We start from the raw sequence: 13,037 nt of genomic DNA, 5'->3' as shown, positions 1-13,037 counted from the left end.
TTCACGCCTGCCCGTTTACAACTGGAAGCGCCGTACCATGCCCTGCAAGGCATTGGCCAGTTGCGACAACTCATGGCTGGACGCGCTGGTCTGGTCAGCGCCTGCGGCAGAACGTAACGATAAATCACGAATATTCACCAGGTTGCGATCCACTTCCCGGGCTACTTGCGCTTGTTCTTCAGCTGCGCTGGCGATCACCAGATTGCGCTCATGGATCTCATGCACCGACGCGGTAATGGTTTGCAGCGCCTCACCGGCACGCTCAGCCAAGGCCAGTGTGGTCGTCGCCCGCGCGGTACTGGCCTGCATCGAATCCAGCGCCAGGCTCGAACCGCTGCGCATGCCCTGGACCATCTGCTCGATCTCCTGCGTCGATTGCTGCGTGCGATAGGCCAGCGCGCGTACTTCATCGGCGACTACGGCAAAGCCTCGCCCGCTCTCACCGGCCCGCGCCGCTTCAATCGCCGCGTTGAGCGCCAGCAAATTGGTCTGCTCGGCAATCGCCCGAATCACGTCGAGCACTTTGCCGATGTCCTGCGATTGATTGGCCAGTGATTGCACCAACTCACCGGTCTGTTGCACATCGCTGGCCAGTGCATTGATGGCCGTGGCGGTCTCACTGACCCGCACCTGACCCAGATGCGCCGACTCGCTGGATTGACGGGTCGCGTCAGACGTCGACACCGCATTGCGTGCGACCTCTTCCACTGCTGCCGTCATCTGGTTGACGGCCGTCGCGGCTTGTTCGATTTCGTTGTTCTGCTGTTGCAGTCCCTGGGTGCTGTCGAGCGTCACCGCATTGAGTTCATCGGCAGCGGTCGCCAGTTGCGTGGCCGAACCGCTGATGCCTTGCAGCGTATCGCGCAGGTTCTGCTGCATGGTCGCCAACGCTTTGAGCAAGCGACTGACTTCATCGTTGCCATGGGTTTCGATCGGCCGGGTCAGATCCCCCTGCGCGACACTTTCTGCTGCGCTCACGGCGCTGCTGAGCGGACGAACGATACTGCGGGTGAGCATCATCGCCAGTGCCACCGTGGCCAGCGCGGCCAACGCAATAAACAAACTGACAATTGTGCGCGAGTTTTCATAGTGCGCAGCGGACTTCTGGCTTTCGGCGGCGACCTGTTTGGCGAACAGATCCGCCAGGTCGTTGAGTTGTTTGCCGGAGCCATCGACAACGGTTTTCATGTCGACCAGCAACAACCTGGTCAACTCATCACGCTTGCCTTGCTCGGCGAGGGCGAAGGATTGAGCGATACCGTTGCGGTACGCGGCGAAGGTCTTTTTGAATTGGTCGTATAGCTGCTGGCCCTCCGGGGTGTCGACCAGTTTGTCGTAGGCGGCGATTTTCTCGCTCAGCTCTTTGTCGCGGGTGTCCATCTGGCTGCGGTAGGTGGCGATATTGTTCGCGTCCTGATCCAGCGCCATACGCAACGAGATGGTGCGGATGCGCAGCATGATCTCGCGGATCTCGTCGCCGCCACGAATGCTCGGCAGCCACTGGTTTTCTACTGCGACTTCACTATCGCGAATGCTCGACATCTGCCCCAGCGCAAACACGCCGAGCAAGGCTACCAACACCGCGATCAGGGCGAACCCCAGGGCTGCCCGGGGAGCAATATTCAACTGACGAAGCAACATGACGAACGCCCTTATTCTTGTATTGGCCAGATTCAAGGGGCGAAAGCCATGGCAGTCCCCTCGTGTTAGCGGGCTATCGGCAGGTTGTATGATGACTTGAAGGGGAAATGAGTTTTTGTCGGACAAAAAAAATCCCCGTATCTTTCGATACGAGGATTTTTAATATGGTCGGGGTAAGGGGATTCGAACTCCTGACATCCTGCTCCCAAAGCAGGCGCGCTACCGGACTGCGCTATACCCCGGTAAAAAAAAGGCGACCTTTCAAAGATCGCCTTCTTCGATCAGCGCTTTTGGCCTCTGATCTTAAGATTCGATCCCAGCGCAAACTGGTTTCAAAAATGGTGGGTCGTGTGGGATTCGAACCTACGACCAATTGGTTAAAAGCCAACTGCTCTACCAACTGAGCTAACGACCCAAAAATGGTCGGGGTAAGGGGATTCGAACTCCTGACATCCTGCTCCCAAAGCAGGCGCGCTACCGGACTGCGCTATACCCCGGTTTGAAATTGGCTCCGTGACCAGGACTCGAACCTGGGACCCAATGATTAACAGTCATTTGCTCTACCGACTGAGCTATCACGGAACTACATATTTCAATTTACAACGGTGAAACTTACTGCATCTAGCCACTCGTTCGCATCGCTGCGTTCGTGTGTCTGAGGCGCGCTATTCTACAACCTAGAACACCTCTGTCAACCCCCTAAATTGCTTTCAAGTTAATGATTTGCAACTTATTTCAGATTTCAACTCAGTGAGCTGAGACCGTCTTGGCGACTGACTGCGGGGCGCACTTTACAAGCCTTTTCCTTTGAGTTCAACAGCCTAACGAAAAAAAAGGCCCCACAATGTGGGGCCCTCCTTTTTTCATTGGCGCTCAGGCTTAGTTGAAAACGATTTCGTCGTTCTCGACAGTGCCGGTTGCCGTGTCGCCCGGCATGAAGTGACCCGAGAGGATCAACTGCGCCAGCGGGTTTTCGATCCAGCGCTGAATTGCCCGTTTCAAAGGACGTGCGCCATACACCGGGTCGTAACCAACGGCGATCAACTTGTCCATCGCCTCCGGGCTGAGTTCCAGCTTCAGCTCGCGCTCGGCCAGACGGCTACGCAGACGGCCCAACTGGATCTCGGTAATGCCCGCGATCTGATCCCGCGCCAAAGGCTCGAAGATCACCACTTCGTCGACCCGGTTGATGAACTCCGGACGGAAGTGCGACGTCAGCGCATCCATGACTGCAGCACGTTGAGCCTCACGATCACCGACCAGTTCCTGGATCTGTACCGACCCCAGGTTCGAAGTCATGACGATCACGGTGTTGCGGAAATCCACCGTACGGCCATGGCTGTCGGTCAGGCGCCCATCCTCGAGCACTTGCAGCAAGATGTTGAACACATCCGGGTGCGCCTTCTCGACTTCGTCCAGCAGGATCACCGAATAAGGCTTGCGACGCACCGCCTCAGTCAGGTAACCACCCTCTTCGTAGCCGACGTATCCCGGTGGTGCACCGATCAGGCGAGCCACAGAATGTTTCTCCATGAACTCGGACATGTCGATCCGCACCATCGCCTCTTCCGTATCAAAGAGGAATTCGGCCAGCGCCTTGCACAGCTCGGTTTTACCGACACCGGTGGGGCCGAGGAACATGAACGAGCCGCTCGGACGATTCGGGTCGGACAACCCGGCGCGCGAACGGCGTACCGCGTTGGCGACGGCGACCACGGCCTCTTCCTGACCGATCACCCGTTTGTGCAACAGGCTTTCCATCTTCATCAGCTTGTCGCGCTCGCCTTCGAGCATTTTCGACACCGGAATGCCGGTCCACTTCGACACAACTTCAGCGATTTCTTCTTCAGTCACCTTGCTGCGCAGCAACTGGTTCTCGCTCTTGCCGTGCTGATCGACCATTTGCAGGCTGCGTTCCAGGTCCGGGATCACCCCGTACTGCAATTCAGCCATACGGTTGAGGTCACCTTTACGGCGCGCGGCTTCCAGTTCCTGCCGCGACTGCTCGATCTTCTGCTGAATCTGCGCAGAACCCTGCACCTCGGCTTTTTCCGAGTTCCAGATTTCTTCCAGATCGGAATACTCGCGTTCGAGGCGGACGATTTCTTCCTGGAGTTTCTCCAGACGTTTCATCGCCGCTTCGTCGCTTTCTTTCTTCAGCGCCTGGGATTCCACCTTCAACTGAATCAGGCGACGTTCCAGACGATCGAGCACTTCCGGTTTGGAGTCGATTTCCATGCGGATGCGGCTAGCGGCCTCGTCGATCAGATCGATGGCCTTGTCCGGCAACTGCCGGTCAGTGATGTAGCGATGGCTGAGCTTGGCCGCGGCGATGATCGCGCCGTCGGTGATTGCCACCTTGTGGTGAACCTCGTAACGCTCTTTAAGGCCACGCAGGATGGCAATGGTGTCTTCTTCGCTCGGCTCATCCACCAGAACTTTCTGGAAGCGTCGCTCAAGCGCCGCATCCTTCTCTATATATTGGCGGTACTCGTTGAGCGTGGTCGCGCCAACGCAGTGCAACTCACCGCGAGCCAGCGCAGGCTTGAGCATGTTGCCGGCATCCATCGAGCCTTCGCCTTTACCGGCGCCGACCATGGTATGCAGTTCGTCGATAAACAGAATGATCTGCCCTTCCTGCTTCGACAGTTCGTTGAGCAACGATTTCAGGCGCTCCTCGAACTCACCGCGATACTTGGCACCGGCAATCAGCGCGCCCATGTCCAGCGAGAGCAGACGCTTGCCTTTAAGACCGTCCGGGACTTCGCCGTTGATGATGCGCTGGGCCAGACCTTCGGCAATCGCGGTTTTGCCCACGCCTGGCTCACCGATCAACACCGGGTTGTTCTTGGTGCGGCGTTGCAGAACCTGAATGGTGCGGCGAATTTCGTCGTCACGACCGATCACCGGATCGAGCTTGCCATCTTCGGCGCGCTTGGTCAGGTCGACGGTGTATTTATCCAGCGCCTGCCGCGACTCTTCGTGGTTGGCGTCGTTTACCGCTTCGCCGCCACGCAGGTTGTTGATCGCGTTTTCCAGGGCCTTCTTGCTCACGCCTTGGCCGAGCAGCAATTTGCCGAGCTTACTGTTCTCGTCCATTGCGGCGAGCAGCACCAGTTCGCTGGAAATGAACTGGTCGCCCTTCTGCTGGGCCAGACGGTCAGCCTGATTGAGCAGGCGCGCCAGATCCTGCGACATGTTGACGTCGCCGGTCGGGTTCTGGATTTTCGGTAATTGGTCGAGCTCTTTGGTCAGCTCTTTGCGCAAGCTGTTGACGTCGAAGCCCACCTGCATCAGCAGAGGTTTGATCGAACCACCCTGCTGTTCAAGCATGGCTTGCATCAAGTGCGCCGGCTCAATCGCCGGATGATCGTGGCCGACAGCCAACGACTGGGCGTCGGACAAGGCCAACTGTAATTTGCTGGTTAAACGGTCTATTCGCATAAGTCACCTTCCTTTTGAGCAGGCCGGACCTAAAAACCATCCTGAATAAAGAAACCTGCCAGATACCACTGTAGATGCGGTCGATTCTGCAAGATTCAAGCGTCAGAGCGTTGATTCAGGTCAGGCAAGTCTAGCGGGTGAGCCAAACGAGGGAGGCAAATCGACCGGTGCGCGAGGCGCGGCGATAAGAGAAGAAGCGCGGATCAGTCACGGTGCAGAAACCGCCACCATAAACAGCGGTGACACCACGTTCAGCCAGACGCAGGCGCGCCAGCAAATAGATGTCAGCCATGAACTTGCCAGCATTGTGGCTTGGCACGAAGGCTGATGCCGCTTCCGGCAATTGCTTGACGAAGACTTCCCGAACCTCCGGGCCGACCTCAAAGGCTTGCGGGCCGATGGCAGGGCCGAGCCAGACCAGTACTTCTGCGGCCGGAACATCGAGACTGTCGAGGGTAGCTTCCAGCACACCCGCCGCCAGCCCCCGCCAACCAGCATGAGCCGCCGCGACACGGGTGCCGGCGCGATCGCAGAACAATGCCGGCAAGCAGTCCGCCGTCATCGCCGCGCAGGCGATACCCGGCGTTGCTGTCCAACTGGCGTCTGCGGTCGCAACAATGCCCGGATCCGCATGCGCCACGGCAATTCCGTGCACTTGCTGCAACCAGGCAGGCTTTATAGAGAAGTGATCGGTCAGGCGTCGACGGTTCTCGGCAACGGCCTCAGGACGATCATCAACATGATCGCCCAGATTGAGGCTGTCGAACGGCGCCTCACTGACACCACCCTCGCGGGTGGTGACGCAGGCTTTGACGCTGGCCGGCGCAGGCCAGTCCGGCGTCAGCCAGTTCATCCGATGAAGGCCTCGCGATCCTGCTTGAGCAAGGTCAGCAGCCAGACGAAATCTTCCGGCAGCGGTGACTCCCAGCTCATGCGCTCACCGGTCGTCGGATGATCCAGCTCAAGGAAGCGCGCGTGCAGGGCCTGACGCGGGAAATGCTTGAGGGATTCAACCATCGTCGGGTTCGCGGCTGGCGGAATGCGGAAACGGCCGCCATACGCAGGATCGCCGACCAACGGGAAGTTGATGTGCGACATGTGTACGCGGATCTGGTGGGTACGACCGGTTTCCAGCTTCACCCGTACGTGGGTGTGCGAACGGAAACGCTCCAGCACGCGGTAGTGGCTGACAGCAGGCTTGCCGCCTTCCATCACCGCCATGCGCTGGCGCTGCTGGCCATGGCGACCGATCGGGGCGTTGATCTTGCCCCCGGCAGTGACCACACCGATCACGATGCACTCGTAGATGCGGCTGACGCTGCGACTCTGCAGTTGCGTCACCAGCTTGGTCTGCGCCTGAATGGTCTTGGCCACCACCATCAGACCGGTGGTGTCCTTGTCCAGACGATGCACGATACCGGCGCGCGGGACATTGATGATGTCCGGCACGTGGTGCAGCAAGGCGTTGAGCAAGGTGCCATCGGCGTGACCGGCAGCCGGGTGCACCACCAGGCCCGCAGGCTTGTTGATCACCAGAATGTCGTCGTCTTCATAGACGATGTCGAGTTCGATGTCCTGGGCGATCCATTCGCCCTGGGCTTCCTGCTCGGCAGTCAGCTCAAGGATGGCACCGCCGTGCACGATGTCGCGAGGGCGGATGATCGCCCCGTCCACAGTCAGGCGACCTTCTTTGATCCAGGCGGAAAGGCGCGAGCGAGAGTGCTCAGCGAAGAGTTGGGCAGCGACTTGATCGAGGCGTTGGCCGCCCAATTCGGACGGCACCTCTGCGCGAAGTTCAATTTTATCGGACATGCTCTGACTGTGCGTCGGCACAGCTTTTGGTTTCGGCTGCGCGCTTGTGGTTAAATACGGCGTCTTTTGCCCCGAGGCTTTTCAACGGGGCGCTCATCATAACAGGACGGCCCCGCCCAAGACAGCGGCCGTCATAGGGACGCAAGCCGCCATGCAAGTGAAACACCTGCTGCTGATCGCCATCCTCGCATTGACCGCTGCTTGCTCATCGAAGGAAGTCGTAGACGAAAACCTCAGCGAAGCCGAGCTGTATCAGCAGGCTCAGACTGACCTGGACAACAACAGCTACACCAGCGCCACAGCCAAGCTGAAGGCTCTGGAGTCGCGTTATCCGTTCGGTCGCTACGCCGATCAGGCACAGCTGGAGCTGATCTACGCCAACTATAAAAACGCCGAGCCGGAAGCTGCAAAGTCTGCCGCCGAGCGTTTCATTCGTTTGCACCCGCAGCATCCGAACGTGGATTACGCGTACTACTTGAAAGGTCTGACCTCGTTCGACCAGGACGTCGGCCTGCTGGCGCGCTTCCTGCCGCTGGACATGACCAAGCGTGACCCGGGCGCCGCGCGCGACTCGTACAACGAGTTCGCCCAGCTGACCAGCCGCTACCCGAACAGCCGCTACGCGCCGGACGCCAAGCAGCGCATGATTTATCTGCGCAACCTGCTGGCCGCCTACGAAATCCACGTGGCCGACTACTACCTGACCCGTCAGGCTTACGTAGCCGCTGCCAACCGTGGTCGCTATGTCGTGGAAAACTTCCAGGAAACCCCATCGGTCGGCGACGGCCTGGCGGTGATGACTGAAGCCTACCAGCGTCTGCACCTGGACGACCTGGCAGCCACCAGTCTGGAAACCCTGAAGCTCAACTACCCGAACCACCCGAGCCTGCAAGACGGCCAGTTCGTGCCACGGGTTGCCGAAGCCGACAACCGTTCGTTCCTGAGCAAGGCGACTTTGGGTCTGATCGAGTCGCGTCCACCGCTGCCGCCGGGAGAAACCCGTGCCAACCAGGACGTGCAGAAGCAGTTCCAGGACGCGAAAGACGCAATTCCGAACGAGCTCAAGCCTAAAGACGAAAACGGCGACGTGATCGAAGAGCCAGAGCCTGAGTCGAGCAACACCGACCGCTCGTGGTTCAGCTACATGACTTTCGGCGTGTTCGACTGATCACACCGGATGTACAAAAAGGGAGATCTGCGGATCTCCCTTTTTCATTTCTGCGCTTTAATCCGCTGTGCGCTTGTCGGGAGCTTGGCTAAACTGCCGGATCATCAGTCGGAAAGCCGCTCATCATGCTTCGTTTATTGTTCTGGATCGTCGTGATTTTTGCCGCGATATGGTTGTGGCGTAAATTCAAGGCGCCTGCCGCGTCCAATCAATCCAACCGTGCCCCTCGCGAACAGGACGCCCCACCAATGGTGCGTTGCGCCCATTGCGGCGTGCATCTGCCGCGCGACCGCGCGCTGAGCGTGCAACAACAGTGGTATTGCAGCCAGGCTCACCTTGAGCAAGGCCCGGGTACCCGTGATCGCTGAGGCCACCCACGCCGACAGCAAACAGGCGCAGCGCCTGCTGCGCCTTTATCATCTCTACCGCTTGAGTATCGGCATCACGCTGGTGCTGCTGATCTCCAGCAACATGGACAACCGCCTGCTGACGTCGGCCAACGACGAATTGCTGCGCGGTGGCAGTTGGCTGTATCTGATCCTCAACATTCTGTTGGTAGTGTTCCTTGAGAACACCCGACGGCCAGCGCAGCTGTTCAGTCTGGCCCTCGTCGATGTCCTGCTTTTATGCGGTTTGTTCTTTGCTGCGGGCGGCGTCGGCAGTGCGCTGGGCAATTTGCTGATTGTCTCTGTGGCGATCAGCAACACCCTGCTACGGCGGCGCATCGGGCTATTGATCGCCGCCATCGGTGCGCTGGGCATCGTCGGCTCGAGCTTCCTGCTCGGCTTCAACCATGCCCTTAGCGCCAATGAATACTTGCAGGCCGGCACCCTTGGTGCGCTGTGCTTTGCCGCGTCGTTGCTGGTGCAGGGACTGATCCGCCGCCTCGAAGTCAGCGAAACCCTTGCCGAGCAACGTGCCAGTGAAGTGGTCAGCCTCGAAGCCCTCAACGCGCTGATCCTGCAACGCATGCGCACCGGCATTCTGGTGCTCGACGAGGCGCGGCGAGTGCAACTGGCCAATCACAGCGCGAAAACCCTGCTTGCGCAGTCGCACCTCCAGGGGCATTTGATCGATGACTATTCCACGGCGCTGGTCGATCGCCTGCAACTGTGGCTGAACAACCCGACCTTGCGCCCGCAGAGCCTGAAAATCCCCGGCAACGGCCTGGAACTGCAACCGAGCTTCATTGCCCTCGAACAAAGCCCCCACCAACAAACCCTGGTATTTCTCGAAGACCTCGCGCAAATCGCCCAGCAAGCCCAGCAACTTAAGCTCGCCGCACTCGGGCGCTTGACCGCCGGCATCGCCCACGAGATCCGCAATCCGTTGGGCGCCATCAGTCACGCCGCGCAGCTATTGGCTGAGTCCGAGGAACTCGATAGCGCGGATCGGCGTCTGACGCAGATCATTCAAGACCACTCCCAGCGCATGAACCGAGTCATCGAAAACGTCCTGCAACTGTCCCGCCGCCAGCAAAGCGCGCCGCAACGCCTGGATCTCAAGCCATGGCTGGAAAACTTCGTTGTCGAGAGTCGTGAACAGGCCAGCGAACGCCAGCAGATTCACCTGCGGATCAATTCGGGAGACTTCACCACGCTGATGGACCCGAACCAGCTCACGCAAATTCTCGACAATCTGTTACGCAACGGCTGGCGCCACAGCGCCCTACTGCATGATCAGGCCGAAGTCTGGCTGTCGTTGTTCAGTGATCCCGACAGCCAGTTGGCGGTCCTCGAAGTGCAGGACAACGGCCCCGGCGTCCCGCTCGATCAACAGACGCATCTGTTCGAACCGTTCTTCACCACCAGCAGCCAGGGCACCGGCCTTGGGCTTTATCTGTCCCGTGAGCTGTGCGAAAGCAACCAAGCGCGCCTAGACTTTCAGTCACGCCAAGGCGGCGGTTGCTTTCGCATCACCTTTGCTCACGGACGGAAACAAAGTTGAACACGAGCCCACGGCAAAAAATCCTCATCGTCGACGATGAACCGGATATCCGCGAACTCCTGGAAATCACCTTGGGACGGATGAAACTCGACACCTACAGCGCGCGTAATCTGGTTGAAGCCCAAGCGCTGCTGGACCGCGAGAAATTCGATCTGTGCCTGACAGACATGCGCCTGCCCGATGGTACCGGGCTAGAGTTGGTGCAGCACATCCAGCAACGCTATTCACAACTGCCGGTGGCAATGATCACCGCCTATGGCAGCCTGGAAACGGCCATCAACGCTTTGAAAGCAGGTGCTTTCGACTTCCTCACCAAACCGGTGGACCTCACTCGCTTGCGCGAACTGGTCGGTACAGCCCTGCGCATGCCGGCGGCGGGAGGCAGCTTTACCTCCATCGATCGGCGCTTGCTCGGCGATTCGCCACCGATGCGCATTCTGCGCAAGCAAATCGACAAACTCGCTCGCAGTCAGGCGCCGGTGTACATCAGTGGCGAATCGGGCAGTGGCAAGGAACTGGTTGCGCGGCTGATCCATGAACAAGGGCCGCGCGCCGGCCAGCCGTTCGTGCCGGTGAACTGCGGGGCGATTCCGTCAGAGCTGATGGAAAGCGAGTTTTTTGGCCATCGCAAAGGCAGTTTTACCGGCGCCGTCGAGGACAAACCCGGACTGTTTCAAGCCGCCCATGGCGGCACGTTGTTTCTTGATGAGGTGGCGGACTTGCCGCTGTCGATGCAGGTAAAACTGCTGCGGGCGATCCAGGAAAAAGCCGTGCGCAGTGTCGGCGGCCAGCAGGAAAGCGTGGTCGATGTGCGGATTCTCTGCGCCACGCACAAGGATCTCGATGCAGAGGTCGCGGCCGAACGCTTTCGTCAGGACCTTTATTACCGCTTGAACGTGATCGAACTGCGCGTGCCGTCCCTGCGCGAAAGACGTGATGATATTGAAGTGCTGGCGGCCAGTATGCTCAAGCGTTTGGCCAAGGACACCGGCCAGCCGGCAGCACGCTTGCATCCACAGGCGTTGGCAGCGCTGAAGAATTACCGGTTTCCGGGGAATGTGCGGGAGTTGGAAAACGTGCTTGAGCGGGCACACACCTTGTGTGAAAACCGCACGATCGAGGCTGAAGATTTACGTCTGAGCGAAGGCAACTGCGCGGCGGACGGCGGGATTGCCGATCTGACGCAGATCGACAATCTGGAAGATTATCTGGAGAACGTCGAGAGGAAGCTGATCTTGCAGGCGCTGGAAGAAACACGCTGGAATCGCACGGCGGCGGCGCAGCGGTTGAGTCTTTCGTTTCGTTCGATGCGCTATCGGCTGAAGAAACTGGGCCTGGATTGAGGGCCCCTTCGCGAGCAGGCTCGCTCCCACAGTTGATCTTTGTCGGTCACAAAATCCAGTGTGGGAGCGAGCCTGCTCGCGAAAGCGATCTGCCAGGCTCAACAGATATATCTGACTAGATCCGGCCCTCGGGCGCATACGGCGCCGGATCAATAATCGGCGCCCTTCCCAGCATCACATCGGCAAACAACTGACACGACGCCGGCGCCAGCACCAGTCCATTGCGGTAATGCCCGCAGTTCAACCACAACCCGTCAAACCCCGGCACCCGACCAATGTAAGGAATGCCCTCCGGCGAGCCCGGACGCAGCCCTGCCCAGTGCCCGATCACTTCGGCATCGGCCAACGCTGGCAATAACTCCACTGCCGAAGCCTTGAGACTTTCCAGCGCCACATCGGTCGGCGTCTTGTCGTAGCCTTCGTGCTCCAGCGTGCTGCCAATCAGAATGTGGCCGTCGCGACGCGGGATCGCATAACGGCCCTTGGCCAAGACCATGCTCGGCAGAAAATCCGCCGCGCACTTGTAGAGAATCATCTGCCCTTTGACCGGTTCGACCGGCAGCGTCAGGTCCAGCGTCTTGAGCAAATCACCGCTCCACGCACCGGCCGTCAACACGATCTGATCACCTTTGATCACGCCGTTGGAGGTTTCGACGCCGACGACCTGCGCGCCCTCACGGACGAACCCGCTGACCTCGCACTGTTCGTGAATCGTCACGTTCGGCAGTGCCTGTAGGGCCGACTTCAACGACTTCACCAGACGCGGATTGCGCACGTTGGCGACATCGGCCATGTAGATCGCCCGCGCGAACCCGCCACCGAGGACCGGCACCGCATCATGCGCCGCCGAGATATCCACAGCCCGCAACGGGCGGTTTTCCCGCTCGGCCCAGGCCAGCGCTTCGGCTTCGTCGTCCAGATCCAGCCAGTACAGGCCCGTGGTGTGCACTTCAGGATCAACGCCAGTGTCGGCAAACAAACGCTCGCCGAGCTGTGGATAAAAGTCCTGCGACCAGTGCGCCAGTGCGGTAACCGCCGGGCTATAGCGCCACGGATACAACGGCGAAACGATACCGCCGCCCGCCCAGGACGATTCCTGGCCGAGGTTCGAGCGATCGAGCAGCACCACGCTGCGCACTTCGGAGGCGAGATTGTAGGCGGTCAGCAGGCCAATCACCCCGCCACCGACAATCACCACTTGCTGTTGCCTGGTCATGTTTGATCCAACCGTAAAAAAGACAGTGGGCGCAAAAGGCACCCGAAAGAAAGCGCCTCAGCGGCCCCAGCAATCCTTGGTGGTCAGCCCGGTAGTCGCGTTGTTCATGCTTCTGACGCCGGTGTTGGTCAGGGTGAAATCCCCGCACTTGTCGGTGGCCATGGACGTACCCGTTTTGCGGGTAGCGGTCAGCAGGAAGGTCTGGTCAGCGATGGTCGGGGTGATGGTGTAGAAATCATTGCCCGTGCTCAGACCAGTGATGCCGGTATAGACATTGTTCTTGGTGTAGAAACGCTCGAGGGTTTGCGCCTGCTCCGAGAGCAGTGACACCACTTCGGCGCGACGGCCTTTTTTCAGGTACTCGGTATAGCTCGGTGCGGCGATGGTGATGACGATACCGATGATCGCAATCACGATCATGATTTCGATCAGGGTGAAGCCTCGGTTGAATCTGCGCATGCCTCAA

10 protein-coding genes, 4 tRNA genes and 1 pseudogene are annotated in these 13,037 nt (G+C 59.2%); 4 read left to right on the top strand and 11 right to left on the bottom strand.

Going from position 1 to position 13,037, the window contains the following annotated elements:
- Nucleotides 1-15 precede the first annotated feature (15 nt).
- The 9 genes and pseudogenes from BMY54_RS31350 to rluD form a co-directional block, all read right to left on the bottom strand.
- Nucleotides 16-879, bottom strand: a complete 864-nt coding sequence (locus BMY54_RS31350; protein WP_371914443.1) for a methyl-accepting chemotaxis protein — start codon at nt 877-879, stop codon at nt 16-18.
- Nucleotides 871-1,641 (bottom strand): annotated as a pseudogene (locus BMY54_RS31345) (MCP four helix bundle domain-containing protein); the annotation flags it as partial. The pseudogene BMY54_RS31345 and the gene BMY54_RS31350, both read right to left, overlap by 9 nt.
- Nucleotides 1,642-1,806: 165 nt before the next feature.
- Nucleotides 1,807-1,883: transfer RNA gene (locus BMY54_RS17230), tRNA-Pro, on the bottom strand.
- 97 nt (nt 1,884-1,980) lie between these two features.
- Nucleotides 1,981-2,056 (bottom strand) — tRNA-Lys (locus BMY54_RS17225).
- A 5-nt stretch (nt 2,057-2,061) separates the two neighbouring features.
- Nucleotides 2,062-2,138, bottom strand: a tRNA-Pro gene (locus BMY54_RS17220).
- A gap of 9 nt (nt 2,139-2,147) precedes the next feature.
- Nucleotides 2,148-2,223, bottom strand: a tRNA-Asn gene (locus BMY54_RS17215).
- Between the two features lie 297 nt (nt 2,224-2,520).
- Nucleotides 2,521-5,085 (bottom strand): ATP-dependent chaperone ClpB, encoded by a 2,565-nt coding sequence (gene clpB, locus BMY54_RS17210; protein WP_093434855.1) that lies wholly within the window; start codon nt 5,083-5,085, stop codon nt 2,521-2,523.
- Nucleotides 5,086-5,215: 130 nt separating this feature from the next.
- A complete protein-coding gene (gene pgeF, locus BMY54_RS17205; protein WP_093434852.1) occupies nt 5,216-5,938 on the bottom strand; it encodes a peptidoglycan editing factor PgeF in 723 nt (240 codons plus the stop codon).
- Nucleotides 5,935-6,897 carry a 23S rRNA pseudouridine(1911/1915/1917) synthase RluD gene (rluD, locus tag BMY54_RS17200; RefSeq protein WP_093434849.1) on the bottom strand — a complete coding sequence of 321 codons (963 nt, stop codon included), beginning with the start codon at nt 6,895-6,897 and terminating at the stop codon, nt 5,935-5,937. The genes pgeF and rluD overlap by 4 nt, the downstream gene beginning before the upstream one ends.
- Before the next feature lie 151 nt (nt 6,898-7,048).
- Between rluD and BMY54_RS17195 the strand changes: the two genes are divergently transcribed.
- The 4 genes from BMY54_RS17195 to BMY54_RS17180 all read left to right on the top strand — a co-directional run bounded on the left by BMY54_RS17195 (nt 7,049) and on the right by BMY54_RS17180 (nt 11,355).
- A complete protein-coding gene (locus BMY54_RS17195; RefSeq protein WP_093434846.1) occupies nt 7,049-8,065 on the top strand; it encodes an outer membrane protein assembly factor BamD in 1,017 nt (338 codons plus the stop codon).
- Between the two features lie 125 nt (nt 8,066-8,190).
- On the top strand, nt 8,191-8,433 hold the full coding sequence (locus tag BMY54_RS17190; protein ID WP_093434843.1) for a PP0621 family protein: 243 nt from the start codon (nt 8,191-8,193) through the stop codon (nt 8,431-8,433).
- Nucleotides 8,423-10,012: a sensor histidine kinase gene (locus tag BMY54_RS17185; RefSeq protein WP_093434840.1), complete on the top strand. Its 1,590-nt coding sequence runs from the start codon at nt 8,423-8,425 to the stop codon at nt 10,010-10,012. The genes BMY54_RS17190 and BMY54_RS17185 overlap by 11 nt, the downstream gene beginning before the upstream one ends.
- A complete protein-coding gene (locus BMY54_RS17180) occupies nt 10,009-11,355 on the top strand; it encodes a sigma-54-dependent transcriptional regulator (RefSeq protein WP_093434837.1) in 1,347 nt (448 codons plus the stop codon). The genes BMY54_RS17185 and BMY54_RS17180 overlap by 4 nt, the downstream gene beginning before the upstream one ends.
- A gap of 115 nt (nt 11,356-11,470) precedes the next feature.
- Here BMY54_RS17180 and thiO read toward each other — a convergent pair whose 3' ends face one another.
- Together thiO and BMY54_RS17170 are read right to left on the bottom strand one after the other, a co-directional pair.
- Nucleotides 11,471-12,571, bottom strand: coding sequence for a glycine oxidase ThiO (thiO, locus tag BMY54_RS17175; RefSeq protein WP_093434834.1), 1,101 nt, complete (start codon nt 12,569-12,571; stop codon nt 11,471-11,473).
- Between the two features lie 57 nt (nt 12,572-12,628).
- Nucleotides 12,629-13,030 (bottom strand): type IV pilin protein, encoded by a 402-nt coding sequence (locus BMY54_RS17170; protein WP_093434831.1) that lies wholly within the window; start codon nt 13,028-13,030, stop codon nt 12,629-12,631.
- Nucleotides 13,031-13,037 lie beyond the last annotated feature (7 nt).

Origin of the sequence: Pseudomonas sp. ok266 (genome assembly GCF_900110195.1) — a bacterium.
Taxonomy (GTDB): Bacteria; Pseudomonadota; Gammaproteobacteria; order Pseudomonadales; family Pseudomonadaceae; genus Aquipseudomonas; species Aquipseudomonas neuropathica.
The sequence above is the reverse complement of the archived record's forward strand: the minus strand, read 5'-3'. Positions and strand labels throughout refer to the sequence as shown.